We start from the raw sequence: 25,935 nt of genomic DNA, 5'->3' as shown, positions 1-25,935 counted from the left end.
GTGCTCCTTGTTACCAGGTTTCCCCGACGTTTTGGCCACGACGCTTTGGCCACGGGCGGTCAGACCCCCTACGTGTCGGCGTGCTCGGGGAAGGCGTTGACGGTGACGCGGTGCATGCGGCGGCGTTCGGTGTAGTCGGCCACCGCGTAGTGCTGGGTGGGCCGGTTGTCCCAGAACGCCAGCGTCCCCGGACGCCACTTCAGCCTCACCTGGAACTCCGGCGACCGGATGTGGTCGTTGAGCAGCGGCAGCAGGGCCTCGTTCTCCCGGTCCGTCAGCCCCACCAGCCGGGTGGTGGACGCCCGGTTGACGAACAGCGCCTTCCTGCCGGTCTCGGCGTGGACGCGTACCACCGGCCGCTCGATCGGGGGCCACTTGGCCTGGATCTCCGCCAGGTCGAACGGGTGCCCCTTGGAGATGGCCTTCTTCATCGACATCGTGATGTCGTGCACGGCCGTCAGCTCGTCGCACAGCCGCCGCAGCGAGGGTGAGAGCGTCTCATAGGCCAGGTAGGTGTTGGCCCAGCAGGTGTCGCCGCCCACGCTCGGCAGCTGGACGCAGCGCAGCAGCGACCCCATCGGCGGGGTCGGTTCGAAGGTGTTGTCGCTGTGCCACTCGTCGCCGCCCTCGCCCTTGGGGTCGGTCTGGTCGAGCACGTGGATGGGGGTGTCGGCGTCCTTCTTGAAGGCCGGGTGGTTCAGCGTGCCGAAGTTGAGCGCGAACCGCAGGTGCTGCTCGTCGTCGATCTCGGCGTCGCGGAAGAACAGCACGAGATGCTTCAGCCAGCCCGCCCGCAGCGTGGCGACCTCTTCCTCGGACAGCGGCTTGCGCAGGTCGACCCCGGTGACCTCGGCGCCGATGTGCTTGGTCACGGGATGGAACTCGATCATGACGCCTCCGGAGAGCGGTGTGCCTCTCTCCGGAACGTAACGCCCAAGCAATTGCTTGGTCAAGAGCGAAGAGGTGGCGGCGTACCGGCGTTGGAGTCGCGGGCACCTGATTCTCTTCGGCACAATGTTCGACATGGCCCGACGTCCCACTGCACCCCCGCCCGAGGATTTCGAGGAGCGCATCGTCGACATCGACGTCTCCTCCGAGATGCGCAACAGCTATCTCGAGTACGCGTACTCGGTGATCTACCAGCGCGCCCTCCCCGACGCCCGCGACGGCCTCAAGCCCGTGCAGCGGCGCATCCTCTACTCGATGAGCGAGATGGGTCTGCGTCCCGACCGGGGCCACGTCAAGTGCTCGCGCGTCGTCGGCGACGTGATGGGCAAGCTCCACCCGCACGGCGACACCGCGATCTACGACGCCCTGGTGCGGCAGGCACAGGCGTTCTCCATGCGCCTGCCCCTGGTCGACGGCCACGGCAACTTCGGCTCCCCCGACGACCTGCCCGCCGCCATGCGGTACACCGAGGCCAGGCTGGCGCCGGCGGCGATGCTCATGGTCGACGCCCTCGACGAGGACACCGTCGACTTCAAGCCCAACTACGACGGCCAGGAGACCGAGCCGACGGTCATGCCGTCGGCGTTCCCCAATCTGCTGGTCAACGGCACCTCCGGCATCGCGGTCGGCATGGCCACCAACATGGCCCCGCACAACCTCGTCGAGGTCGTCGCGGCCGCCCGCCATCTGATCAAGAAGCCCGAGGCCACGCTCGACGAGCTGATGCGCTACGTGCCCGGCCCCGACCTGCCGACCGGCGGCTCGATCATCGGCCTCCAGGGCGTCCGCGACGCCTACGAGAGCGGCCGCGGCACCTTCCGCATGCGGGCCACGTGCACGATCGAGCAGATCACGCCGCGCCGCAAGGGCATCGTGGTCACCGAGCTGCCCTACAACGTGGGCCCCGAGCGGGTGGTCACCAAGATCAAGGAGCTGGTGACCAGCAAGAAGCTCCAGGGCATCAGCGACCTGAAAGACCTCACCGACCGGCACAAGGGCCTGCGCCTGGTCATCGAGATCAAGAACGGCTTCATCCCCGAGGCGGTGCTGGAGGAGCTCTACCGGCTGACGCCGATGGAGGAGACCTTCGGCATCAACAACGTCGCGCTGGTCGACGGCGAGCCGCGCACGCTGGGCCTGCGCGAGATGCTGCGCGTCTACGTCGAGCACCGGCTGAACGTCGTGCGCCGCCGCTCCGAGTACCGCCGCCGCAAGCGCGAGGAGCGCCTGCACCTGGTCGACGGCCTGATCATCGCGCTGCTCAACATCGACGAGGTCATCCAGGTCATCCGCTCGTCCGACGACTCGGCGCAGGCACGGGCCCGGCTGATGGAGGTCTTCGACCTCACCGACATCCAGGCCGCCTACATCCTCGACACCCCGCTGCGCCGCCTCACCCGGTACGACAAGCTCGAACTCGACCGCGAGAAGCAGACGCTGAGCGACGAGATCGCCGAGCTGACCGCCATCCTGTCGTCCGACACCCGCCTGCGGCAGGTGGTCTCGTCCGAGCTGACCGACGTGGCCAAGAAGTACGGCACGCCGCGCCGCACGGTGTTGCTGGAGTCGTCGGGCGTGCCGCGCGCCGCGGCGGTCACCCTGGAGGTGCCCGACGACCCGTGCCTGGCGCTGCTGTCGTCCACCGGGCTGCTGGCGCGCACGTCCGACGCGACGCCGCTGCCGGGCGAGGGCGAGCGCGCGGCCCACGACGTGCTGGTCTCGGTCGTCCGCACCTCCGTCAGGGGCGAGGTGGGCGTGGTGACGTCGGAGGGCAGGCTGATCCGCATCCCGGTGGTCGACCTGCCGACACTGCCCCCCTCGGCCAATCCGCCGACGCTCTCGGGCGGCCATCCGGTCTCCGAGTTCGTCGCGCTGAACCCTGACGAGACGGTGGTCGGGCTGGGGTCCCTCGACCCCGACAGCCCCGGCCTGGCGCTCGGCACCGCACAGGGCGTGGTCAAGCGGGTCGTCCCCGACTATCCGGCCAACCGCGACACCTTCGAGGTCATCACCCTCAAGGACGGCGACACGGTCGTGGGGGCCGCCGAGCTCGAATCCGAGGAGCACGACCTGGTCTTCGTCTCCTCCGACGCCCAGCTCCTGCGCTACCCCGCCTCGCTGGTGCGTCCGCAGGGCCGTCCGGCGGGCGGCATGGCGGGCATCAGGCTCGACGGCGACGCCAAGGTGATCTGGTTCGGCGTGGTCGACCCGACCCGTCCGGCGCAGGTGGTCACGGTGGCGGGCTCCTCGACGGCACTGCCGGGCACCCAGGTGGGCGGCGGCAAGCTCTCCGACTACGCCGAGTTCCCCGCCAAGGGCCGCGCCACGGGCGGCGTCCGCGCCCAGCGCTTCCTCAAGGGCGAGGACGTCCTGCTGCTGGCCTGGGCGGGAACCGCTCCGGCGAAGGCGGTCTCGGCCACGGGCAAGCCGATCCCGCTGCCCGACGAGGTCGGCCGTCGCGACGGCTCCGGCGTCCGGCTCACGCACACGATCGGCGCCGTCGGCGGCGCGCTGGGCTCCGGCGAGGCGCCCGCGACCGCCGCTGGAAGCCCCTCCGAGGACGCGCCCGAGGAGGAGTAGCCGGTCTCTCCGGTGCGGATGTCACGCTCCGGGCGTCCGCACGGCTCTCGGGATGCGGCCGCCCACGCCACGGAGGCGGGGGCGGACCAGGAGAGCGTGACTATTGACACCTCGGATGTGCGTGCCGGCGCCGAGCAGGGCCTGGAGGCGCTGCGCACGCCGGACGAGCGGTTCGACGGGCTGCCCGACTACCCGTTCGAGCCGCACCACGTGGAGGTCGGCGCCGGGCTGCGGGTGCACTACGTCGACGAACGCCCGGCCGTGGCGGCGCCCGGCGAGACCGTGCTGCTGCCGCACGGCGAGCCGACGTGGAGCTACCTGTACCGGCACGTCATCCCGCCGCTGGTGGCGGCCGGGCACCGGTGCGTCGCCGCCGACCTCGTCGGCTTCGGACGCTCCGACAAGCCCGCGTCCCGCTTCGCCTACACCTACCAGAGCCACGTCGACCGGCTGCGCGAGACGGCGGGGCGCAGCAGTCCTTCCGAGAGCGCGTTCCCGGCGCCCAGGGGCAGCCGCACACCACGATCAGGAACGCCGGTCACTTCGTCCAGGAGGACCAGGGGCCCGCGCTCGCGACCGTGATCAACGACTTCATCGGCGCGGAGGCGAGCTCGTGAGCCACATCCGCACGCCGCTGAACCCGCGGTCCTGGTCGGTGGTGGTGGGCGGCTTCAGTCTCTGCACAGGCAGAACGTGTGCCCGGCCGGGTCGAGGAAGACGCGGAAAGTGCCCTCCTCGCTCGGCTGGACCTCGTGCTTGACCGCGCCGATGCGCAACACCTGCGCCTCGGCCTTGTCGAGGTCGTCGACCGTCACGTCGATGTGCAACTGCTGCGGACGGTCGGAGCTCGGCCACTGCGGCGGCTGGAAATCCGCGACCCGCTGGAAGGCCAGCCGCTTGGGCGGCCCGCCGTCGGTCACCACCATCCAGTCGTCGTCACCGCCCGGCGCGACAGGCCAGCCGAGCAGTTGGGAGTAGAACTCCGCCAGCTCACGCGGGTTCGGACAGTCAAGGACAGTGGTACGGAATCGTGCGATGCCGTTCAAGAAACACCTCCAGCAGAGTCATATCAGCGACCACCGACAACAATGGACCCATGGCTGCCAACTCGTTCATGGTTCCCTTGGGCACACCCGCACCCGGATTCGACCTGACCGCCATCAGCGGCGGCAGCGTCTCCCTCCTGGACCTCAAGGGCTCCCCCGCCACCCTTGTGGTCTTCCTGTCCAACCACTGCCCCTACGTCCGCCACATCGAGCAGGGCCTCGGACGTCTGGCCGCCGACTACGGCTCCCGGCTGTCGATCGTCGCCATCTGCAGCAACGACAGCGTGACCTATCCCGACGACGACCCCACACACCTGGCGGAGCAGGCGGCCAGGGCCGGGTTCACCTTCCCGTACCTGCTCGACGACACGCAGGAGGTGGCCAAGGCGTACCGGGCCGCGTGCACCCCCGACTTCTTCCTGTACGACGCCCACTTCAAGCTCGCCTACCGGGGCGAGTTCGACAGCGCCCGGCCCGGTAACGACGTCCCCGTGACGGGTTCGTCCCTCCGCGCGGCCATCGACGCCGTCCTGTCGGGAGAGCCCGTGAACCCCGACCAGTCTCCGTCGATGGGCTGCGGCATCAAGTGGAAGCCCGGCAACGCCCCCGCCTGACACCGCGCCCCACCCGGCTCGCTCCCGCCTGGCGGCCTGCCCGACCCAGGCGGGAGCGGCTACCTGGCGCCTTTCGCGAAAGCCGTCAGGCGGAGGCGTGGACGGCGGCGGGGAGGGCGAGCAGGAGTTCGTGGGGCTCGCCGCCGGGCCAGTGGCGGATCAGGCGGTGACCGCCCTCGCCCGGGTCGAAGTCCTCGCATCCCAGCGGGCCGAAGCAGCCGGCCCGGTCCAGCATGGCGATGAGCGGGTCGTCGTCCGGCAGGCTGGCCGCGTAGGCGGCGGCGTCGAGGAGCGCCAGCGCGGACCTGGCGTTGCGACCTCCGTCGTTGGACTCCACCCGGTCGAGACGGCGCCGGGCGTGGGCGCGCAGGCATGCGGCGAGCGATTCAGACCTACTCACGACATCCTTCTTCAGGTAACACACTTTGGGCTACGACATCATCACGCATCGTAAGCGCTGATCGTGGGATGTTGCCCAAGTCCCGCCTGTCGGCCCCCCGGAAAGCATCATCAAAGCGACATGCGGAATCATCTTTGACATGAGTGCGTTCGACGATCTGTTTGCCGCCAACGCGAAATACGCCAACAAGTTCCGAAACTCCGACCTGACTGGCCGGGCAGCCCGCGGCCTCGCCGTGGTGACCTGCATGGACTCCCGGATCGACCCGCTCGGCCTCCTCGGACTCAAGGCGGGAGACGCCAAGATCCTCCGCAACGCCGGAGCCCGTGTCACCGACGACGTCCTGCGTACCCTCGTCCTGGCGGTCTACCTGCTGGGTGTCGAACGCGTCCTGGTGATGCCGCACACCGACTGCGGCATGGCCAAGGTCACCGACGACGACGTCCATGCGCTCACCACGAGCCGCGGGGTCGACACCCGCAGCCTGGACTTCCACACCGTCCCCGACCAGAACGCGGCCCTGCGCCACGACCTGACCCGCATCAAGTCGTCGCCTTTCCTTCCGCCGGATCTACCGGTGGGCGGCGCCATCTACGACGTCCGCACGGGCAAACTGCTGCCGGTCGCCCCGTGACGACTTTCTGCTTCATTCAATAACCAACCGCTTTGTGACATATATCGCACACATGTGATACGTCACTTAGCAGTGATCTCCCCTGTGATATTTCTGTGACCCGTCGGCGATCTTGTTCGCCTACGACAGAACGGGGACGTCATGTTAATCATCAATCCGGCGCCGCCTAACGATCGGTGATCGTCGCCGGGGACCCATCCCCGCTCGACGCCCTCAGGTCAGACATGCGGCCGCACCCGGTGCGGCCGCATGCCACGCACCGTTTTCATCACGTTAGGACGGAAATTGCGTAATTCTCTCAACCGTTCCATCGGCCGTCTGGCGCTCGGCCTGAGCACGGTGACCGTGCTCACCGGCGCGACCGCGTTCGAGGCCTCGGCCGCGGCCCTGACGCCTCTCCCGTCCGCCGGCCAGAGCGCCGAAGAGACCGCCTCGGCCCAGGCCGCCGCTCAGGGCAAACCCATGCCCGTGCCCAGCCTGACCGACGAGGCCAGCACCACCGTCGCCAACCCCGACGGCAGCTTCACCGCGACCATCACCTCGGGCCCCTCGCAGGTCCAGCGCGACGGCCAGTGGGTGCCCATCGACACCTCGCTCGCCGAGGACGGCGCGGTGCTCAGGCCGCGCGCCTCGCGGGCCAAGGTCGAGGTCTCCAACGGCGGCGAGGGCACGCTGGCCAAGATGACCGACGACAACGGCCGCGTCTTCTCCATCAAGTGGCCGACCGCGCTGCCCAAGCCGGTCGTCAAGGACAACGTCGCCACCTTCACCGACGCCGCGGGCCCTGGCGCCGACCTCGTCGTCACCGTGCTGCCCACGGGCTTCCGGCACGACGTGGTGCTCCGCGAGCGTCCCCCCGGCCCGCTCGAACTCCGCATCCCCGTGCAGACGGACGGCGTGGAGCTCTCCGAGTCCGCCGAGGGCCGCCTCCTGCTGACCAGTACGGCCGGAGACGACAAGGTGGTGGCCGCCGCGCCGCAGCCGGTGATGTGGGACTCGAAGGGCCACGGCAAGCCGCGCGGCGACTCACTGTCGAAGATCGACACGGCGGTCGAGACGCAGAACGGCACCAAGGTCCTGGTGCTCAAGCCGGACGCCAAGTTCCTGGCGGACCCGGCGCGGGTCTACCCGGTGACCGTCGACCCGGTGATCACCCTGCCGGGCGTGACCGACACCGACGTCGCCACCTCCTGGGCCGCCCACCCCGGAGACCCGATGATCATCGCGGGGACCATGCCATGGGAGAACGGACAGGGCGGCGACATCATGCGCAGCCTGGTCAAGTTCGACACCCGCAAGCTGACGGGCAAGCGCGTCATCTTCGCGAACATGGCGATGTGGAACCTGGAGACGAACGCCTGCGGTCTCAGGGTGGGCTCGGGCCTCACCGCTCAGCGGATCACGAGCGCGTGGGACGAGACCGACCTGAACTGGGACAACAAGCCCACGACCACCGAAGAGGGCCAGGTGACGAACCGCATGGGCCGCGGCCGCACCTGGACCGCACCGTGCCCCGGCGGCGCGGGCTACCTGTCCTGGCCGATCACGAAGATGGCCAAGGCCTGGGCCTCGGGGGCCGCCAACTACGGCGTCCAGCTCAAGGGGGCGGACGAGAAGGAGGCCACCAACTGGCGCGCCTTCGCCGCCTCGGAGAACAAGGACGAGGGCGTCAAGCCCCCGACCCTCACGGTCATCTACTGGCGCTGACCTCCACCAGGTCACACACGTCACGTCCATGGAGTGACGCCTCGGCAGCACCGACCGGCTCTGAACCGTCCGTTCGGTGACCGGCGAGGCCACCCACTCGGGCTGACCAGTTAGCTCCACAGGGGCCGGGACGATTCCCGGCCCCTTCCTCATGCCCGCGGAGATCATCACCCGACCACAGCACCTGCCGCGACCCCCGCCACCGGTGCGACACCCGGCCGCTGCGCCTTCGCCGCCAGCCGCTGGGGCATTCGCCGCCGCCCGCTGAGGGCGTTCGCCGCCAGGGCAGTGATAGCCGCGCAGCCCGCGACGCACGGCGCAGGAGCCCGACCGCTCAGGGGCGCTGCCGCCGGCCGCTCAGGGTGTCGGCTTGGAGCGCATCTGCTCCACCTCGTCCTGGAAGAGGGCCTGCGTCCGGCGCAGGAAGCCGGTGATCAGCTCAAGCTCCTCGTCGTTGTAGTCGCCCAGCGACGCCCGCCACGCCTTGATCAGCGGAGCGAACACCGGCGCCACGTCGGCGCCCGCCCGCTGCACGTCGACCGTCACCACGACCTTGCGCCGATCGGCGTCGTCACGCTCACGCCGCACGTACCCCACGGACTCCAGCCGATCGATGACCCCGGTCACGGACGCCGTGGTGATCCCGGCACGCCGGGCCAGTTCGCTGGCCGTCAGCGGCCCTTCGCTCAGCAGGTTCAGGCAGTGCAGGTCGGTGGTGTTGATGCCGATGCGCACCGCCGCCGCCTGGCTCATCGAGACCGACAGCACGTTGGTCTTCCGCAACTCCTCGAGCAGCCCGGCCACCAGGGACGCACGTCTTGACATCGCGACGCAGACTCCTTAACGTTCCAGATATCTAGGAAAACTAGAGATATGGTTCTCTAGCGACTAGCTTATCGGAAGGACATCACGATGAAAGACATCGTCATGCGCCTGTACGACGAGGTGCTCAACCAGGGCAAGCTGGACGTGGTCGACGAGATCTTCGCTCCCACCTTCACCGGAACCGGCCCAGCGCGGCCGGGCCCCGAAGGAATCAAGCAGCTCTCAGAGCACATCCGCTCGACTCTCACCGAACCGCACTTCGACGTCCAGGACATGGTGGCCGAGGGCGACAAGGTGGCCACCAGATGGGTCCTCCAGGGCACCCACTCCGGCGCCTTCTTCGGGCTCCCCGCCACGAACCGTCCCGTGGAGGTACGCGCCTGCGTCATCTTCAGAATCGAGAACAACCAGATCGCCGAGTTCTGGCCGGTCATCGACACGAGCTCACTACGTGCCGCCTAACCTGCGAACCCGCCATGCGGCCGCCCGATCCACGACGCGCCGCCTGACCCACCAACGCGCGACGCACCGCTCAGGCCCAACCCGCGAACCCGCCATGCGGGCCGCTCAACCTCCGAAACCTGACACGTGAGCCGCTGGACACCGCCTGGCACTCGCTGGGCAATCAGAACCACGGCGCCTCAACAGAGGCCAGGAACGAGCCTCCAACCCCCGGAGGACCGCTCTCAGAGCCCAGCCTCCAACCAGCGGAGCGCCCTCAGCCCAGACCGGGTCGGCGGAAGGGCCCGTCGCCCCACGGCGTCTGGACCCCTCCGACCGGCTACCAGGTGCTCACGCGTCGATGGCGTCGCGGTCGACCTCGGCGGCGCTGCTCACGATGAACTCGCGGCGAGGCGCCACGTCGCTCCCCATCAGCAGGCTGAAGATCTTCTCCGCCCCTTCGGCGTCCTCGATGCGGACGCGGCGCAGGATGCGGTGGCGCGGGTCCATGGTGGTCTCGGCCAGCTGGTCGGCGTCCATCTCGCCGAGGCCCTTGTAGCGCTGCACCGGGTCCTTCCAGCGCTTGCCCCGGCGCTCCAGGTCACGCAGCACCTTCTGCAGCTCGGCGTCGGAGTAGCAGTAGATGTACTTCTCTTTGCCCCTGCCGGGGTTGGTGAGCTCGATGCGGTGCAGCGGCGGGACGGCCGCGAACACGCGCCCGGCCTCCACCATGGGACGCATGTAACGATGGAAGAGCGTCAGCAGCAGGCAGCGGATGTGGGCGCCGTCGACGTCGGCGTCGGCCATCAGGATGATCTTGCCGTACCTGGCCGCCTCGATGTCGAACGAGCGGCCCGAGCCGGCCCCGACGACCTGGATGATGGCCGCGCACTCGGCGTTCTTGAGCATGTCGCTCACGGACGCCTTCTGCACGTTGAGGATCTTGCCCCGAATCGGCAGCAGAGCCTGGAACTCGGAGTCGCGGGCCAGCTTGGCGGTGCCGAGCGCGGAGTCTCCCTCGACGATGAACAGCTCGCTGCGGTCGACGTCGTCGTTGCGGCAGTCGACCAGCTTGGCCGGGAGTGCCGAGTTCTCCAGCGCGCTCTTGCGGCGCTGGTTGTCGCGGTGCTCGCGGGCCGCGATGCGGGCCTTGGCGGCGGCGACGATCTTCTCCAGGACGGCCCGCAGCGGCTGCTTGTAGCCGCGCGGCGGGTTCGCGAACAGCTCCTTGAGCTCGCGCGAGACCACGTGGGAGACGATCCGGGTGGCGGCCGAGGTGCCGAGGACCTCCTTGGTCTGGCCCTCGAACTGCGGCTCCGGCACCCGGACGGTGACGACGCCGGTGAGCCCCTCGAGGATGTCCTCCTTGGTGACCGGGTCGTCGCCGTTCTTCAGCAGGCGCGTCTCGCGCAGCAGCTCGTTGATGGTGCGGACCAGGCCGCGCTCGAACCCGGTGAGGTGCGTGCCGCCCTTCGGGGTGGCGATCACGTTCACGAACGAGCGGACGGTCGACTCGTACCCCTTGCCCCAGCGCACGGCCACGTCGACGGTCAGCTCGCGCTGCACCTCGGTGGGGGTCATGTGCCCCTGGTCGTCGAGGACGGGCACGGTCTCGTGGAAGTGCCCGAACCCCTGCATCCGAAGGACGTCGCAGACGGCCTCGTCGCGGGCCAGGAACTCGGTGAACTCGGAGATCCCGCCGTCGAAGCGGAACTCGTCCTCGACGCGCTCCTCGTGCCTGCTGTCGATGACCACCAGGGTCAGGCCGGGCACCAGGAAAGCGGTCTGGCGGAGGCGGACGTGGATCTCGTCGACCGAGACCTCGGCGTCGGGCAGGAAGATCTGCGTGTCGGCCCAGAACCGGACCCGGGTGCCCGTGACGTTCTCGCGCAGCTTGCCGCCGTCGCGCAGGCCGGATTTCTTCTTGAACTTGGCGGTGGGTCCGTCGCCGTCGAACACGCCGGGCACGCCGCGGCGGAAGCTGATCTCGTGGATCTGGCCGTCGCGGTCGACCTCGACGTCGAGACGCGAGGACAGGGCGTTCACCACGGACGCGCCCACGCCGTGCAGGCCGCCGGACGCGCCGTAGGAGCCGCCGCCGAACTTGCCGCCCGCGTGCAGCTTGGTGTACACCAGCTCGACGCCGGCCAGGCCGCTCTTGGGCTCGATGTCGACGGGAATGCCGCGGCCGTTGTCGCGCACCTCGATCGAGCCGTCGGCGTAGAGCTCGACCTCGATGCGGTCGCAGTGGCCCGCCAGCGCCTCGTCGACGCCGTTGTCGACGATCTCCCAGAGGCAGTGCATGAGCCCGCGGCTGTCGGTGGACCCGATATACATGCCGGGCCGCTTGCGGACGGCCTCGAGGCCCTCAAGCACCGACAGGTGACGAGCCGTGTAACCCGTCTCCACTAGCGTCACGCCCGCTCCTCTGTTCTCGCCATCGAACACGTGTGCGCAGCCTACCGCCTCTTCCCCTGCGCACGCGTACTAGCTTGCCATGACGGCGCGTTTACCGTTACCAAGCGGCTGATCACCATTACTTACGGACACATTCTGCTCTGGGCGTAGCGAGGGGGTGATTGGGAACGTCCACGTCCGGTTAGATGTTGTTCCAAGTGACTGACGCCAGATCCTCGCTTCGGCGGGGGTGACCCGAAAGGCGATACGTGACTGGAGCTCTCGCCCCCGTTAAGCCGCTGACGGCCCTCGACCGCTGCGACCGTTGCGGTGCCCAGGCATACATTCGTGCGACCCTGCCCGTGGGCGGGGAGCTGCTGTTCTGCGCCCACCACGGGCGTCAGCACGTGGCAGCGCTGCGCGACAAGGGCGCCGACATCCTGGACGAGTCGGCTCGGCTCAGCGAAACCCCGGTAATTGCCCCCAACGACGAGCGTTGATCAACTGCTCGTCTTAACGAGATAACCGCATATCGCGTAAAACGAGGACGGCGGTTCCGGCATGCCCGGAACCGCCGTCCTCGTTTGGGTCTGGCCCCCAGCGCCGGGTTGTCACCGTTGTGCGTCCCTGTCTGGACGCCTTTCGGTCGTCCTCCCGCAGCGACGTCGCCGAGCCACCGCCCGACTCCGTCCCGCCCCTCGCCTTCCAGCTGCCACTCACCTCCATCTTCGCCACAGAACGCGACGCCGAGAGCGCGCGGCGGCGCCCATGGAGAGGCGCCTGCGTCCTGCCGGCGCTCTCCGGCCCCGGTCAGGGAGATCGTCCGCCCTGCGTTTCGTGGCCCGGGCCCGGAAACACCCTGCCGGGCGCCCGGCGGGCGTCGTCCGTCAGCGGAGGCGGTAGTGGTAGTGACCGCGCAGTTCGAAGCCCTCACTCCGGTACAGCGCCTGGGCGGCCTCGTTCCGGGCCGTGGTGCACAGGTAGGCGGTACGTGCGCCGCTCCGCCGTACCAGGGCTCGCAGGACGCTGCGGGCCAGGCCGCGGCGGCGCGCCTGCGGCAGTGTCGCCATGCAGTAGATGCCGAGCGTGTCGCCCTGCGGCACGCCTCTGCCCACGGCGAGCGCCACGCCGTCCTCCTCGAACGCCGCGTACCAGGCGGGGACCCCGGCGCAGATCCGCACGGCCGCCTCGACGCCGAGTTCGTAGCGTCCGTCGACCGACCACCACGTCTTCAGCCACCCCGGCCAGGGACGGTCCTCGACGCGCACCTCGTGGGCGGGTTCCAGGTCGCCAGGGGTGGCCGCCATGATGACGGTCGGGTCCACCAGCTCGTACCCCCTGGACGCCAGCTCGCCGTCGAGCCCCACAGGTGTCCCGGGCCCGATGGAGAAGACGCAACGCTCTCCGCGCTCGGCGTAGAAGGCCTCGGCGGCGGCGATCGCGCCGTCGAGATCGGCGGGGGCGCTCAGGGCGAGGACGGAGTTGGCGCGCTTGGTCACGCCTCCGGCGTGGCGCAGGATCCAGCCGTCCAGGGGCTGCTGGTCGTAGGCGGGCCAGGCCTCGTGAACGAGCAGGTCGAAATCCATCGCCGCAGCCTAGCCGACGTACCGGTCGGCTCTCGCTGACCAGGGCTTATAGGCTGTGGCGTTGTGCTGATCCTGCTGCCGCCCTCCGAAGGCAAGGCGCCGGAGGGAAGCGGTCCCCCTTTCGGCGACCTGTCCTTCCCGGCCCTCGACAAGCCGCGCAAGCGGGTGCTGGCCGCCCTCGTCAAAGCGTCCAGGCGGCGTGACGCCCTGGACGTCCTGGGCCTGACGCCCGGCCTGGCAGGCGAGCTGGCCAAGAACCTGGCGCTCAGGACCGCCCCCGCCCTCCCCGCTGCCGACCTCTACACGGGCGTCCTCTACGACAATCTCGGTCTCGGCACCCTGGAGGGCGAGGCGAGGAGGCGGGCAGAGGAGTCCGTGCTCATCTTCTCCGGGCTGTGGGGCGTGCTCCGGATCACCGACCGCGTCCCGCCGTACCGGCTCTCGATGGGCGTGAATCTGCCGCCTGTGGGGGCGCTGGCGGCTTTCTGGCGTCCCACGATCTCCAAGGAGCTGGACCGGCTTCCGGGGCTGGTGGTGGACCTGCGCTCGGGCACCTACGCGGGCGCGTGGCAGCCGGGCGAGCGGTCGGTGGCGGTACGGGTGTTCCGTGACGGCAAGGTCGTCAGCCACATGGCGAAGGCGACTCGCGGCGAGATCGCCCGGACCCTCCTGCGAACCGGAGCCGACCCCGCCACGCCCGACCAGTTGGCCAAGGTCCTGTCGGACCTCGGCCACGCCGTCCACCTCACCGAGCCCCCGCGCACCGGCCGCCCCTGGACCCTCGACGTAGAGGTCGGTGAGCCGGCCCCGGCTCGCTGACCACCGCGAACCCGCTCGTCAGTCCGTGAAGTCGTCCAGGTGATCCTGCGCCCAGGTGGCGAAGGGGCGAGCGGGGTGGTCGGTCAGTTCCTCCACCGCCGAGGTGATCTCGACGGGCGTGCCGTCGTTGGACTGCCACCAGTCCAGGAGCCCCTCGGCGTAGCGGTCCGGGATGTATTCGGCCATCTCCGCTTTCCACTCCTCCCTGGTGACGGGCTTCGTCGTGACGGGCCTGCCGGTCACCCTGGCGAGGGTGTCGATCTGCTCGGCGAAGGTCAGCGACTGCGGCCCGGTCAACGTGTACGCCCGGCCGCCCCGCTCGGGGTCGGCGAGGACGGCGAGAGCCGACTCGGCCACGTCCGCCTCGTGGATGGGGTCGGTGTGGGAGTTGGGGAAGGGCAGGCTGATCGGCTGGCCGGACTTGATGGACCAGGCCCACGCCAGGGCGTTCCCCGCGAAGGACCCCGGACGCAGCAGCGTCGCACGCAGGGATGAGGCGGTCAGGGCCCACTCCACCTCCAGGTGCGAGGCGGCCAGGGGCCTGGCCTCGGCGTCCGGGGCGAGCACGGAGGACGAGGAGAGCAGCACGACGTGCTCGACCCCGGCTCGGACCGCCTCCTTGACGAAAGCGTCGATATGGGAGGCCTCGGCGTAGAGGAAGACCGAGGTCACCCCTTCCAGCGCGGCGGGGAAGGTGGTGGGGTCGCTGAGGTCGCAACGGACGATCGCGGGGTCGCCGGGGCTCTTGGAGCCCAGGCGGACCTGCAGGCCGCGCTGCCGCAGGAGGGCGGCGAGGTTCCTGGCGACGGCCCCACGGGCGCCGGTAACGAGGATGGTCATATCGGTGAATGTCCTATCGATTCGGGGGGATGGATCTCGCCGGTGACAGCCCGGCTGGAACGAGGCCGGCGGCAGGCGCCGACGAGCGGTTCCCGCTGGATCGCGACCGGCTGGAGGCGCTGCTGGCGGATCGGGTGTCGTGCACCGGCGCGGCGAGCCTCCGCCAAGGCCCCTTGACGCCGGGGCCCAAGGCAGGCGGCCGGGCCGAATGGGTACGATGTAGAGCGTGACGCAATAGCTGCGTCACACAAAGATTGCATGACGCACATAAATGTGAGGTATGGAGCGGCCCCATGTCAAACCGAGCGGAGAAGTTGACGCGGATCCTCGCCGAAAGCCAGCGGCACTACGCCGCGTATGTGCTGTTCAACCAGGCGATGGCCGACAGCTTGGGCATCCACTCCACCGACCTGCAGTGCGTGGCGCTGCTCGACCTGGAGTCCGGCCCTGTCAGCACGGGCGAGATCGCGAAACTGACGGGCCTGACGCCCGGGTCCGCGACGCGCCTGGTCGATCGCCTGGAGAAGGCGGGTCTGGTGGTGCGGCACGCCGACCCGGCGGACCGCAGGCGGGCACTGGTCGCCCTGGCGCCCGAGGCGGACGCCCGCATCGGAGCGGCCTGGGACGAGCCGGGAAAGGCCTTCTCGGAGGTGCTGGAGAGCTACGACGACGGCGAACTGGCCGTCATCGCCGACTACCTCCGCCGGGCGGCCGACGTCGGACGCGCACAGGCGGAACGGATCACCTCACAGAGCCACCCGCACCCCTGACCCCACCGGCCAGACCACACAGCCGCGCGAGAACCGAGGGCAACCGCACCAAAGGCATATCCGCCGGATCACAGGAGCCCCGCCATCCCCATGCCGACAAGAGACCCGGCATACCCCTCAGGGAGAACAGAACCTCGAGAAACCTGGGGTCCCAGCGCCGTACGGCCGGGGGCAGGGATCCCGCGCGTGCCCACGGGCATGGCCGGAGGCAGGGGATCCCGCGCGTGCCCACGGGCGCCAGGAGACACACCGAGCCCCCACAGCACCCGCCAAGGGCGCCCGACAAGGGCCAGAAACGCACCGAGCCCCGCACAGGAATCCTGTGCGGGGCTCGGGTGGAACGACGTCAGTCCAGGTAGTCGCGCAGCACCTGGGACCGTGACGGGTGCCGCAGCTTGGACATCGTCTTCGACTCGATCTGCCGGATGCGCTCGCGCGTCACCCCGTACACCTTGCCGATCTCGTCGAGCGTCTTCGGCTGCCCGTCGGTGAGGCCGAATCGCATCGACACGACGCCCGCCTCGCGTTCCGACAACGTGTCGAGAACGGAGTGCAGCTGCTCCTGCAGCAGCGTGAAGCTGACGGCGTCGGCCGGGACGATGGCCTCGGAGTCTTCGATCAGGTCGCCGAACTCGCTGTCGCCCTCCTCACCCAGCGGGGTGTGCAGGGAGATCGGCTCGCGGCCGTACTTCTGGACCTCGACCACCTTCTCGGGGGTCATGTCCAGCTCGCGGGCCAGCTCTTCCGGCGTGGGCTCGCGGCCGAGGTCCTGCAGCATCTGCCGCTGGACCCGGGCCAGCTTGTTGATCACTTCGACCATGTGGACCGGGATGCGGATCGTGCGCGCCTGGTCGGCCATGGCACGCGTGATCGCCTGCCGGATCCACCACGTGGCGTAGGTGGAGAACTTGTAACCCTTGGTGTAGTCGAACTTCTCGACCGCGCGGATCAGGCCGAGGTTGCCCTCCTGGATGAGGTCCAGGAACAGCATGCCGCGACCCGTGTAGCGCTTGGCCAGCGAGACCACCAGGCGGAGGTTGGCCTCCAGCAGGTGGTTCTTGGCCCGGCGGCCGTCTTCGGCGATCCACTCGAGCTCGGCCCGGACGTCGACCGGCAGGCTGTCGGTCTCGCCGCCGCCCAGCTGCTCCTCGGCGAACAGGCCCGCCTCGATACGCTTGGCCAGCTCGACCTCCTGCTCGGCGTTGAGCAGGGGGACCTTGCCGATCTGCTTGAGGTAGTCCTTCACCGGGTCGGCGGTGGCGCCCGCGGCGGCGACCTGCGCGACCGGCGCGTCATCGTCGTCGTCGGACAGGATGAGGACTTCGTCTTCGCTCTTCGCCGCGGCGGCCGCGGCCGCGTCGGCGGCCTTGGGCTCGTCGTCGGACTCGTCGTCGCCCTCGGCCTCGGAGTCACCCTCAGCGGTGATCTCGTCGTCGTCGACCTCGATGTCTTCGAGGTCCTCCAGCTCGACATCGCCGTCGAGCTCGATCTCCTCGTCGTCGTCGACGCCCTCGGGGCCCTTGGACTTGGTCTCGGCAGGCCCAGCGCTTTCTGGCTTGGCCTTCTTGGCGGGCGCGGCCGGCGCGGCCGCCTTCTTGGCCGCAGGAGCGGCCTTCTTCGCGGGAGCCGCCTTCTTGGCGGCGGGCTCGGCTTCAGCGGCGCCGACGACCGCGGTCACGGTCTCGGGCTGCTGCTCTTTGGCGGCCGCTGCCGTCTTGGTCTTGACGGGGGCAGCGGTACGGCGCTTTGCTGGACCACGAGACTTCTTGGGCGCAGCCGAATCCGCGGCGGTCACCACCACGGTCACGCCCTCTTTGCTGAGGTTCCGCAAGAACGCGGCGGCGTGCGACATGGGGATGTCCGCCTCCTCGAAGGCTTGACGGACATCCTCAGACTCGAGGAAACCCTGCGAGCGCCCACGCTCGAGCAGTCGCTGAATGACGGGCTCGTTCAGCTCTTGTGGCTTCGAGCGAGTCGAACTTGCAGGCGACACGAACACCTCTCGAACGAACGCGTGGCGACAATGGACCCAGATGCCCGCTGGGGGGCTGTTGCCTCTCTCGGAGATCGGTGAGGCCGTGCGGACCGCGACGGACCTGCCCAGCATTCTGGCACGACCTCGCACTCAGTACGGCCACCTCCCGGCGGTTGACCTCCACCCTAGGCCGACCAAGACAGTAGTGCGTACGTAAGCGCGCCACTGATACCCGAAAGCAACCCTTATGACTGTTTCATTCAGTCACTCTTCGTGGCGGGCGGCACGTGGATGGCCAGGGCGGTAACGTCATCATCTTGTTCATATCCAGACAACATCCGGTCAACCAGGAAATCCAGCAACATGTGCGGATTGCTGACGACCTCAGGCGGCGCTTCGGTCACAACACTGCAAAGCTCGGCGAGCCCTGCATCCAGCCCCCGCTTCCTGTTCTCGACCAGACCGTCGGAGTAGAGCACGGCGGTATGGCCGGGCGGCACCACGAACCGGAACTGCCTGCGGCTGGTCGGCCAGCCTAGCGGAGTGCCCGGCTCCGCGTCGCAGAGGATCGCCGTGCCCTGCGGCGAAACCAGCACGGGCGGTGGGTGACCGGCCAGCGCCAGAGTCCCCTCCCCCGTGACCGGCTCGACCACCATGTACGCCAGCGTCGTGACCTGCTCCTCTTCCTCGGTCGCGTCGAAGACCCTGTCGAGGCCGGTCAGCACGGCCGCGGGCGGCGGATTGGTCAGCGCCAGCGCCCGCATGGCGTTGCGGATGCGCCCCATGCCCGCCGCGGCCTTGACGCCCTTGCCCATGACGTCGCCGACGACCGCCGCGACCCGTCCGTCCTGCAGCACGAACGCGTCGTACCAGTCGCCGCCGACCTGCACGTGGCGGCTGCCCGAGCGGAACCGCTGGGCCAGCACCAGCCCCTTCACCACCGGCAGGCGGTCGGGCAGCAGGCTGCGCTGGAGCGTTTCGGCCGTGCGGTGCTCGCGCTCGAACAGGGTGGCCCGCTCGACCGCCAGCGCGCACTGCCCGGCGAGCGCCTCCAGGAAGACGCCGTCCTCCTGAGAGATCTTCTGCGGCCTCGTGAACGAGAAGCGGAGCGCTCCCAGTGCGCGTCCGGCCGCGAGCAGCGGCAGGCCCACCCAGGCGCGCTCGTCACTGTGCGTGAGGTAGTTGTCGAGCACCTGCTCGTCGCCGCCGGCCTCGAGAAGTTGCGCCTTGAGGCTCTCGGGCGACTCGGCGAAGACGGGCCTGCGGCTGTTGACCGCCATGGTCATCACGCTGGAGTTGGCCAGCGGGATCTCCTCGCCCGCGGTGCCGGACGCCTCGGGGACGCCCTCGCCGTTGATCAGCTTGAGCGCGGCGCGGTCGGGGTCGAGCAGCGCGACCGCCGAACGGTCGGCGGCGAGCGCGGTGCGGCCGACGTCGATGATGACCTGCACCACCTGCTCGACCGTGAGCGCCTCAGCGAGTATCGCGGTCGCGCCCTGCAGTCGCGCGGTGCGCAGCGCGGCGGCGCCGAGCTGGTCGGTCAGCCTGCCGCGCATCTCCTCGGCCTCGCGCTGCGGCGTCACGTCGGTGTTCGCGCCGACCCACTCGACGACTCTGCCGTGCCTGATGATCGGGACGGCCCGCACCTCGAAGTGCCGGTAGCCGCTGGCCCGGGTGCGGACGCGGTAGTTCCACTCGAACATGGTCCGGCCACGCAGCGCCTCCCGCCACGCCTCCTCGGTCTGGGGGCGCTCATCCGGATGGACGGCCTCCAGCCAGCCGTGCGCGAGGTACTCCTCCAGGCCCTGGCCGGTGATGGCGCGCCACTGCGGCGCGTCCTCGACGACCGTGCCGGTCGGGGAGGTGATCCAGACCAGCTGCGACTGGGCCTCGACCAGCGAGCGGTAGCGCTCCTCGCTGCGCCGCAGGTCCTCCTCGGTCTGGCGGCTCTCGGTCACGTCCAGGCCGACCAGCGCGATCGCCTTGAGCCCGCCCGCCTCGTCGTGGACCGGCGAGAACGACAGCGACCAGTGGCGCGTGTCGCCCTCGGACGAGCGCACCCGCACCCGGCTCTCGGTGACCGGGCCGTCGCTCTCGATGACGGCCTGCACGGCGTGGGTGATGACCTGGCTGAGGTCGGCCGTGAGGGTCTCCACCGGCGGGCGGCCGATCAGCCGGTCGGCCTGCACGCCGACCACCTCGGTGAAGACGTCGTTGACCCGCTGGACGAGGCCGTCGGGATCGAAGAAGGCGAAAGCGAACTCCGCCTCCGAGAGCATGCCTCTGAAGAGGGCGGAGTCTGAGATGTCCACATCCGACTCCCGGGGACGAGGAACGGAGGTCTCGGCGCTCATGGTCGGCACCTCCGTCGCGTGCCAGGGTCTCCCACGCGGCACATCTCCATAACTGTGTATCGGCGTAGCGCAGCTCCGGGCGACCGGATCCTGCAGTACATCATCGGCGATGGGCAGGCGCGGACGGAAGCCCCGGCCGCCATACGGTCATCGCATCCTGTCAAAATCGCTCCACGTTGCGCAGCAAGATCAGGCTACTTGGCCTTCGCCGCGCGCTTGGCCTCCTGTTTGGTGGCCCGCACCCGACCCAGGCTGTCGGCGTCGATCACATCGGCGACCGACCGGAACGACCCCTCCTCGCCGTACAGGCCCGCGGCCTCGCGCCACCCGGGCGGCTGGACGCCGAGCTGCTTGCCCAGCAACGCCAAAAATATCTGGGCCTTCTGCTTGCCGTACCCGGGAAGTTCAAGAAGCCGCTTGAACACTTCCTTGCCGTCGGACGCGTCAGCCCAGATCTTCTCCGGCGCTCCGTCATAATGCTCGACAAGATAGGCGGCCAGCTGCTGCACCCGCGCGGCCATGCTCTTCGGGTATCGGTGCACGGCCGGCTTCTGGGCGAGCAGCGCGATGAACGCCTCCGGTTCGTAGGAGGCGATCTCCTCGGCCGTGAGGTCGTGCCCGAGCCGCTCGGAGATGGTGTACGGCCCCGTGAACGCCCATTCCATCGGGACCTGCTGATCGAGCAGCATGCCGACGAGGAGGGCGAGCGGGCTGCGGCCGAGCAGCTCGTCGGCCTCCGTCCGCTGGGCGAGCTGGATGCGCATGGGAACAGCTTCGCATGAAAGCCGCCCGCGAGAAGTGAACACAGGCGTCGCGGAGGCTTGACACCAGCACGAGAAAAGATGAAATGAGAGCGCAAGTCGCCCTGAGTCCACTCCTGGGGGTTTGCCCCGGGCCACCAGAGGAATCTCACATCTATGCTCGCTCTGGCCACACGCTTCCTCAGGGAGCCGGTCAGTCTCAGGCTGGCCGAAGAGTTCCTGACCGTGCCCGTGGACACGATCGACCGCTGTGTGGCCGACGTGTGCGCGTGCGCGCAGCATCTCGGCATCAAGGCGACCCCGGAGATCGTGGAGCGCATCGCACGCGAGCATCTGCTCGCGATCGTGAACTCCGCACCGCCGCCCCGGAGTCCCCGATAACATCGGGGAAACCAGGCCGCGTTCTACGCACCGTTTGCGCCTGGAATGCGAGAGAGTGAGGGCGTGCGCCGACACCGACGAGATCCCCGGGAGAGCACCCCGCCAGACGACGTGTTCAAGGAGATGGTGCAGGCGGCACGCGAGTTGCTGGCCGTGCGCAGTCCCCTCGACGCCGAACTGATGGTCTCCGACATGATCGGAGCCTGGTGGGGCAGGCGCGTCAGAGGTGGCGACGTCGAACAGGTTCTCGGCGAGGGGCTGGTCGACTACGCGGCCAAGGCCGGAACCCCGGCGTCGTTGACGCTGCTGATCTGCCTCGCCTATCTCGGAACCGCTCGCCAGGGCGCCAAGGCGGAGGGCGCGGCGCTGGCGATGATGGAGTCGGGCGTGGCCAGGCCGGGCTGGGCCGACCGGGTCGGCGCCGTCAAACCCACCGGCTGCTACGTCTCCCGCGACGCCTACGGCGACCAGGACACCGTCATCTGCACGTTCGCCTACCGATTCAGCGGCGAGGCGGGTCAGAGCACCGACTCGCACGCGCTGGTCGTGGTCGTCGACCACAACATGTCGGGCATGGCGCGCGACGCCTGGGTGTCGTCCCACGTCGACAAGCTGCTGGAGCAGGCGCGCGCCGAGGCCGCCGGCAACTCGATGCTGCTGTTCGAGGAGATCGAGCCCCAGCAGGCCAGGGCGCTGCTGGAGTCGGCGATGAAGGCCACCGGCGAGCCCAAGACGCCGCCCCCGGTCAGCGAGAGCTACAGCGCCTACCACGCGTTCGCCAGGGCCAGGCTGAAGGCGCTGCCGCCCGGCCGTAAGCGTCCGGCCCCCTTGCACATCGAGGCTCCCTACAGCCGCGAGCGGCGGGCCATGCTGGCGGCCGAGTTCCTCGCCTCCGACGCGGCCGAGCACCTGTCCGACCCGTCAGCCGCCTCGCGCTGCGCCGACCACATCATCGACTACGGCTGCGAGCAGGACTTCAGCAGGCCGCTGCGGGTGAGCCCGACCAAGTGCGAGACGTTCCTGCTCGACTGGCTGCCCCGCAAGGTGATGCTCAGCGTGGCCGAGCAGGAGGCCATGCCGCACGTGCTGTCGGCCTGGGTCCGGTTCGCGGCGCGCCGCACCGGGCTGCCCGAGCAGGGCCTGAAGGCCACGCTGGACGCGGTGTGGGAGGCGACCGGCAAGTTCCCCGAGGCCTACCGCGACCCGACGTCGTTCGGGCTCGACCGTCCGCTGCTCGAACGGCTGCTGCCCGACGGCGACCTGTCGGCGCTGGCGAGGCGGGTGTTCGCGTTCCCGTTCCTGCAGGGCGTGCACAACGGCGTCGACCTCGACCGGCTCAACCCCGCCGACGAGGCCGACCGGCGGGCGCTGCTGGAGATCGACCACGTCGGCGAACTCGACGAGGAGCACCTGGCCTGGCACGAGGAGATCGCCACCCGGCTGTGGGAGGGCGACCCGCCGCAGCTGTGGGAGGCGGCCCAGCGCCTGCTCGACCTCGGCCACGACCGCCACGAGGTGCTGCACGTCCTCATCGAGATCGCCGAGCGCATCGGCGACGACCCCGAGGAGCTCGCCGCCGCCCTGGACGACATCGCCGACATCCCCGACGAGATCTAGAATTTCGTTCTATGTCGATGTACACCCGGCTGGCGGCGGGCCGCTACCTGGCCTCCGAGCACACCCAGGGGCCATGGGACCCCGCGACCCAGCACATGGGGCCGGTCACCGCGCTCATCGTGCACGAGCTCGCGCAGACCGCCCCTAGGGCTGGGCTCGAACTGTCGAGGCTCGCCGTGGACGTGTTCGGCCCGGTGCCGATCGGCGAGCTCGAGGTGCGCACCGAGGTGATCCGCGACGGCAAGCGCGTCCAGTGCCTGGCGGCCACCGTCTCCTCCGGCGGGCGTGAGCAGGCCAGGGCCACCGCCTGGCGCATCCGCGAGGCCGGCACCCCCGCCACTCCCGCGCTCGCCGCTCCCCCGATCCCGCCGGCGGCCACCGACTCGTGGCTCTCGACCGGGTTCGGCTACGGCAAGGCCACCGACTGGCGGTTCGTCAGCGGCACGGCCGGGGCGACCGGGCCCGCCACCGTCTGGGGCAGGGTCCTGATGCCGCTCGTCGAGGGCGAGGAGATCACCCCGCTGGAACGCCTGGCGCTGTTCGCCGACAGCGGCAACGGCGTCAGCCAGGTCCTGGACTTCGCCACCCACCTGTTCGTCAACGTGGACCTGACGATCTCGCTGTTCCGCGCGCCCGCCGGCGAGTGGGTCTGCATGGACGCCGCCACCGTCATCGGCCCCTCCGGACGCGGCCTGACCCGGTCCACCCTGTTCGACCAGGACGGCGAGGTCGGCACCGCCACCCAGACACTCTTCGTCGCGCCGAGGTAGCCGCTCGCGCGATGATGGAAGCATGGTGATCGACCTCAACGCGGACCTCGGCGAAGGCTTCGGCGTCTGGCGGCTCGGCGACGACCTGGCCCTGCTGGACATCGTCACCAGCGCCAACGTCGCCTGCGGCTTCCACGCCGGAGACCCGGTGACCATCAGGCGCACCTGCGCGGCGGCGGTCGACCGCGGGGTGTCGATCGGGGCGCAGGTGTCCTACCGCGACCTGGCCCACTTCGGGCGCAGGGAGATGGACGCCGATCCGGAAGAACTGTGCGCGGAGGTCCTCTACCAGCTCGCCGCCGTCGACGGCATCGCGCGGGCCATGGGCGGGCGGGTCTCGTACGTCAAGCCGCACGGGGCGCTCTACAACCGCATCTGCCGCGACGAGGAGCAGGCGGCGGCGGTGATCGACGCCGTGGCCGACTACGATCCGTCCCTTCCCGTCCTCACGCTGCCGGGGTCGGTCGTCCACACGGTGGCGGCCGCGCAGGGGGTGCGCACGGTCACGGAGGCGTTCGCCGACCGGGCCTACACGCCGGCCGGGGCTCTGGTGTCGCGCCGCGAGCCGGGCGCGGTCATCCACGACCCGGCGGCGGTGCCGGCGCGGGCCGTCCGGATGGCCGTCGAAGGCACGGTGACGGCCGTCGACGGCAGTCAGGTGCCGGTCCAGGCCCGCTCCATCTGCGTCCACGGCGACACGCCGGACGCCGTCCGCCTGGCGCAGGCCGTCCGCGACGGGCTTCTGGAGGCCGACGTGGTCCTCCAGGCGTTCGCATGAACCGCACACGCCGCCGGACGGGTCCACAAGGGGGAACGGCGGTGCCGGGGTGATCCGGACGGCCGGAGAGCACGGGCTGCTCGTGGAGACCGGCGCGCTCGCCCTCTCGCACCGCCTCGACGCCCTCCTGTGCGCCGATCGGCCCCAGGGCGTGGTCGAGATCGTCCCGGGCCCCGAGACGGTGCTGGTGATCGCTCCGGGGGCCGACCAGCAACGGCTGCGCGCCCAGCTGACCGCGCTCCTCGCCAGGTGCGAGCGGCCCTCCGCGCCCGCGACCGCGCGCACGGCCGGCGAGGCCGTGGTGACCATCCCGGTCGTCTACGACGGCGAGGACCTGCCGGCCGTGGCCGAGCTGGCCGGGATCCCGACCGGCGAGGTGATCGCCAGGCACACCGGCCGCGAGCTGGTGGTGGGATGGCTGGGGTTCGCGCCGGGGTTCGCCTACCTCACCGGGCTGGACGAGACGCTGCACGTCCCCCGGCTCGACACGCCGCGCACCTCCGTCCCCGCCGGCTCCGTGGCGATCGCGGGGCCGTACTCGGCGGTCTACCCCACGGCGTCTCCGGGCGGCTGGCGGCTGCTGGGACGCACCTCCCTGCGGGTCTGGGACGTCCACGCCGACCCTCCGTCGCTGTTCCGGCCCGGCACGCGCGTGCGGTTCGAGGCGGCATGATCGAGGTGCTGTCGCCCGGCCCGTACGCGACCGTCCAGGACCTCGGCCGGCACGGCTACGCCCACCTGGGCGTCCCCTCCTCGGGGGCGGCCGACGCGGAGAGCCTGCGGCTGGCCAACCGGCTCGTCGGCAACCCGGAGGGGGCGGCCGGGATCGAGCTGACGTTCGGGCTGGCCGTGCTCCGGTTCCGGGCGGGCGCCTGGATCGCCCTCACCGGCGCCCCCTGCCCCGTGAACGTCCACCCGGCCGCAGCGCAGTGCCCTTCCGCGCGGGAAGCCCGGCACCCAGCGGAGCGAGAGGGCGGTGCCGACGAGGTCCTGGGAGCGGCCGTGGCCGCGGGCCAGGCGGCAGGTGGTCGGGCTGCCCGTGCCGGGGGCTTGGGCGCGGGTGGGCGGCCGGTCAGCGTCGGTGGGGCTGGGATGGGGGTGCCGTTCTGGGTCGCCGAGGGCGCCGAGCTGCGGCTCGGGACGCCCGCGTGGGGCCTGCGGACCTACCTGGCCGTACGCGGCGGGGTCGCCGTGGAGCCGGTGCTCGGCAGCCGCTCCACCGACTCGCTGTCCGGCCTCGGCCCGGAGCCGCTGCGCACGGGGGCTCTCCTTCCCGTGGGCGACGTGCGGGCGCTGCCGCCGATCGCCGTCGACCTGGCCCCGCCACGCGACGCACGTCCGGCGGTGCTCAGAGTGCTGCCGGGGCCGCGCGACGACTGGTTCGTCCCGGGTGCGCTGGCTGACCTGTGCGCCGGTCCGTACCAGGTGAGCCAGGACAGCAATCGGGTCGGCGTGCGGCTGTCCGGGCGGGAACTGGCGCGGGCCAGGCGCGGCGAGCTGCCCAGCGAGGGCATGGTCACCGGAGCCGTGCAGGTGCCGCCGAGCGGCCAGCCGATCGTCTTCCTCGCCGACCACCCGCCGACGGGCGGCTACCCGGTGATCGGCGTGCTGGCCGCGGCGGACCTGCCGATCGCCGCCCAGCTACGCCCGGGCGACGAGATCCGCTTCACCACCCGCCGCTGACCCGAAACG

25 protein-coding genes are annotated in these 25,935 nt (G+C 70.2%); 15 read left to right on the top strand and 10 right to left on the bottom strand.

Going from position 1 to position 25,935, the window contains the following annotated elements; genetic code table 11:
* Nucleotides 1-68: 68 nt before the first annotated feature.
* The gene (locus ABT294_RS18785) at nucleotides 69-890 is read right to left on the bottom strand and encodes a TauD/TfdA dioxygenase family protein (protein WP_350807159.1); all 822 of its coding nucleotides are present in this window, start codon (nucleotides 888-890) and stop codon (nucleotides 69-71) included.
* A 124-nt stretch (nucleotides 891-1,014) separates the two neighbouring features.
* On the opposite strand from ABT294_RS18785, the gene ABT294_RS18780 reads away from it, so the two are divergent.
* Together ABT294_RS18780 and ABT294_RS18775 are read left to right on the top strand one after the other, a co-directional pair.
* Nucleotides 1,015-3,528 carry a DNA gyrase/topoisomerase IV subunit A gene (locus ABT294_RS18780; RefSeq protein ID WP_350807158.1) on the top strand — a complete coding sequence of 838 codons (2,514 nt, stop codon included), beginning with the start codon at nucleotides 1,015-1,017 and terminating at the stop codon, nucleotides 3,526-3,528.
* Between the two features lie 96 nt (nucleotides 3,529-3,624).
* Entirely contained in the window at nucleotides 3,625-4,110 is a 486-nt protein-coding gene (locus ABT294_RS18775; protein ID WP_350807155.1) for an alpha/beta fold hydrolase, read from the top strand.
* Between the two features lie 89 nt (nucleotides 4,111-4,199).
* Here the strand turns inward: ABT294_RS18775 and ABT294_RS18770 are convergent, their stop codons facing one another.
* Nucleotides 4,200-4,574: a VOC family protein gene (locus tag ABT294_RS18770; protein WP_350807154.1), complete on the bottom strand. Its 375-nt coding sequence runs from the start codon at nucleotides 4,572-4,574 to the stop codon at nucleotides 4,200-4,202.
* 50 nt (nucleotides 4,575-4,624) lie between these two features.
* On the opposite strand from ABT294_RS18770, the gene ABT294_RS18765 reads away from it, so the two are divergent.
* A complete protein-coding gene (locus ABT294_RS18765) occupies nucleotides 4,625-5,188 on the top strand; it encodes a thioredoxin family protein (RefSeq protein WP_350807152.1) in 564 nt (187 codons plus the stop codon).
* Nucleotides 5,189-5,273: 85 nt separating this feature from the next.
* On the opposite strand, the gene ABT294_RS18760 is transcribed toward ABT294_RS18765, so the two are convergent.
* Complete coding sequence (locus tag ABT294_RS18760; RefSeq protein ID WP_350807151.1) at nucleotides 5,274-5,588, bottom strand: hypothetical protein; 315 nt, start codon at nucleotides 5,586-5,588, stop codon at nucleotides 5,274-5,276.
* Between the two features lie 139 nt (nucleotides 5,589-5,727).
* Here ABT294_RS18760 and ABT294_RS18755 point away from each other — a divergent pair, with 139 nt between their 5' ends.
* Together ABT294_RS18755 and ABT294_RS18750 are read left to right on the top strand one after the other, a co-directional pair.
* Complete coding sequence (locus ABT294_RS18755) at nucleotides 5,728-6,222, top strand: beta-class carbonic anhydrase (RefSeq protein ID WP_350807149.1); 495 nt, start codon at nucleotides 5,728-5,730, stop codon at nucleotides 6,220-6,222.
* A gap of 285 nt (nucleotides 6,223-6,507) precedes the next feature.
* Nucleotides 6,508-7,929 (top strand): DNRLRE domain-containing protein, encoded by a 1,422-nt coding sequence (locus ABT294_RS18750; RefSeq protein ID WP_350807148.1) that lies wholly within the window; start codon nucleotides 6,508-6,510, stop codon nucleotides 7,927-7,929.
* 357 nt (nucleotides 7,930-8,286) lie between these two features.
* On the opposite strand, the gene ABT294_RS18745 is transcribed toward ABT294_RS18750, so the two are convergent.
* Entirely contained in the window at nucleotides 8,287-8,754 is a 468-nt protein-coding gene (locus ABT294_RS18745; protein ID WP_350807146.1) for a MarR family winged helix-turn-helix transcriptional regulator, read from the bottom strand.
* A gap of 87 nt (nucleotides 8,755-8,841) precedes the next feature.
* Between ABT294_RS18745 and ABT294_RS18740 the strand changes: the two genes are divergently transcribed.
* Complete coding sequence (locus tag ABT294_RS18740; protein ID WP_350807145.1) at nucleotides 8,842-9,216, top strand: ester cyclase; 375 nt, start codon at nucleotides 8,842-8,844, stop codon at nucleotides 9,214-9,216.
* Between the two features lie 330 nt (nucleotides 9,217-9,546).
* Here the strand turns inward: ABT294_RS18740 and ABT294_RS18735 are convergent, their stop codons facing one another.
* The gene (locus tag ABT294_RS18735; RefSeq protein ID WP_350807143.1) at nucleotides 9,547-11,613 is read right to left on the bottom strand and encodes a DNA gyrase/topoisomerase IV subunit B; all 2,067 of its coding nucleotides are present in this window, start codon (nucleotides 11,611-11,613) and stop codon (nucleotides 9,547-9,549) included.
* Between the two features lie 248 nt (nucleotides 11,614-11,861).
* Here ABT294_RS18735 and ABT294_RS18730 point away from each other — a divergent pair, with 248 nt between their 5' ends.
* On the top strand, nucleotides 11,862-12,092 hold the full coding sequence (locus ABT294_RS18730; protein WP_350807142.1) for a DUF7455 domain-containing protein: 231 nt from the start codon (nucleotides 11,862-11,864) through the stop codon (nucleotides 12,090-12,092).
* A 387-nt stretch (nucleotides 12,093-12,479) separates the two neighbouring features.
* On the opposite strand, the gene ABT294_RS18725 is transcribed toward ABT294_RS18730, so the two are convergent.
* Nucleotides 12,480-13,178, bottom strand: coding sequence for a GNAT family N-acetyltransferase (locus ABT294_RS18725; RefSeq protein WP_350807140.1), 699 nt, complete (start codon nucleotides 13,176-13,178; stop codon nucleotides 12,480-12,482).
* Nucleotides 13,179-13,241: 63 nt separating this feature from the next.
* Here ABT294_RS18725 and ABT294_RS18720 point away from each other — a divergent pair, with 63 nt between their 5' ends.
* Nucleotides 13,242-13,997, top strand: coding sequence for a YaaA family protein (locus ABT294_RS18720; protein ID WP_350807139.1), 756 nt, complete (start codon nucleotides 13,242-13,244; stop codon nucleotides 13,995-13,997).
* 18 nt (nucleotides 13,998-14,015) lie between these two features.
* Here ABT294_RS18720 and ABT294_RS18715 read toward each other — a convergent pair whose 3' ends face one another.
* Nucleotides 14,016-14,837 carry an NmrA family NAD(P)-binding protein gene (locus ABT294_RS18715; protein WP_350807138.1) on the bottom strand — a complete coding sequence of 274 codons (822 nt, stop codon included), beginning with the start codon at nucleotides 14,835-14,837 and terminating at the stop codon, nucleotides 14,016-14,018.
* Nucleotides 14,838-15,130: 293 nt separating this feature from the next.
* Between ABT294_RS18715 and ABT294_RS18710 the strand changes: the two genes are divergently transcribed.
* On the top strand, nucleotides 15,131-15,607 hold the full coding sequence (locus ABT294_RS18710; RefSeq protein WP_350807137.1) for a MarR family winged helix-turn-helix transcriptional regulator: 477 nt from the start codon (nucleotides 15,131-15,133) through the stop codon (nucleotides 15,605-15,607).
* A 346-nt stretch (nucleotides 15,608-15,953) separates the two neighbouring features.
* On the opposite strand, the gene ABT294_RS18705 is transcribed toward ABT294_RS18710, so the two are convergent.
* From ABT294_RS18705 to ABT294_RS18695, 3 genes are all read right to left on the bottom strand, one after another.
* Nucleotides 15,954-17,600, bottom strand: coding sequence for an RNA polymerase sigma factor (locus ABT294_RS18705; RefSeq protein ID WP_350807135.1), 1,647 nt, complete (start codon nucleotides 17,598-17,600; stop codon nucleotides 15,954-15,956).
* A 242-nt stretch (nucleotides 17,601-17,842) separates the two neighbouring features.
* Nucleotides 17,843-19,936: a SpoIIE family protein phosphatase gene (locus ABT294_RS18700; RefSeq protein ID WP_350807134.1), complete on the bottom strand. Its 2,094-nt coding sequence runs from the start codon at nucleotides 19,934-19,936 to the stop codon at nucleotides 17,843-17,845.
* A 194-nt stretch (nucleotides 19,937-20,130) separates the two neighbouring features.
* Complete coding sequence (locus tag ABT294_RS18695; protein ID WP_350807133.1) at nucleotides 20,131-20,700, bottom strand: HhH-GPD-type base excision DNA repair protein; 570 nt, start codon at nucleotides 20,698-20,700, stop codon at nucleotides 20,131-20,133.
* A gap of 153 nt (nucleotides 20,701-20,853) precedes the next feature.
* On the opposite strand from ABT294_RS18695, the gene ABT294_RS18690 reads away from it, so the two are divergent.
* From ABT294_RS18690 to ABT294_RS18665, 6 genes are all read left to right on the top strand, one after another.
* A complete protein-coding gene (locus ABT294_RS18690) occupies nucleotides 20,854-21,078 on the top strand; it encodes a hypothetical protein (protein ID WP_350807131.1) in 225 nt (74 codons plus the stop codon).
* Nucleotides 21,079-21,201: 123 nt separating this feature from the next.
* On the top strand, nucleotides 21,202-22,695 hold the full coding sequence (locus ABT294_RS18685) for a hypothetical protein (RefSeq protein WP_350807467.1): 1,494 nt from the start codon (nucleotides 21,202-21,204) through the stop codon (nucleotides 22,693-22,695).
* A gap of 11 nt (nucleotides 22,696-22,706) precedes the next feature.
* A complete protein-coding gene (locus ABT294_RS18680; protein ID WP_350807129.1) occupies nucleotides 22,707-23,465 on the top strand; it encodes a thioesterase family protein in 759 nt (252 codons plus the stop codon).
* Nucleotides 23,466-23,487: 22 nt separating this feature from the next.
* On the top strand, nucleotides 23,488-24,243 hold the full coding sequence (locus ABT294_RS18675; protein ID WP_350807128.1) for a LamB/YcsF family protein: 756 nt from the start codon (nucleotides 23,488-23,490) through the stop codon (nucleotides 24,241-24,243).
* A gap of 49 nt (nucleotides 24,244-24,292) precedes the next feature.
* Entirely contained in the window at nucleotides 24,293-24,916 is a 624-nt protein-coding gene (locus ABT294_RS18670) for a 5-oxoprolinase subunit B family protein (RefSeq protein WP_350807127.1), read from the top strand.
* Complete coding sequence (locus ABT294_RS18665; protein ID WP_350807126.1) at nucleotides 24,913-25,926, top strand: 5-oxoprolinase subunit C family protein; 1,014 nt, start codon at nucleotides 24,913-24,915, stop codon at nucleotides 25,924-25,926. Before ABT294_RS18670 ends, ABT294_RS18665 begins: the two co-directional genes overlap by 4 nt.
* Nucleotides 25,927-25,935: the final 9 nt, after the last annotated feature.

Origin of the sequence: Nonomuraea sp. NPDC000554 (assembly GCF_040300065.1) — a bacterium.
Classification (GTDB): domain Bacteria; phylum Actinomycetota; class Actinomycetes; order Streptosporangiales; family Streptosporangiaceae; genus Nonomuraea.
Note: the sequence above shows the minus strand (reverse complement) of the source record. Positions and strands in the feature narration are given on the sequence as shown.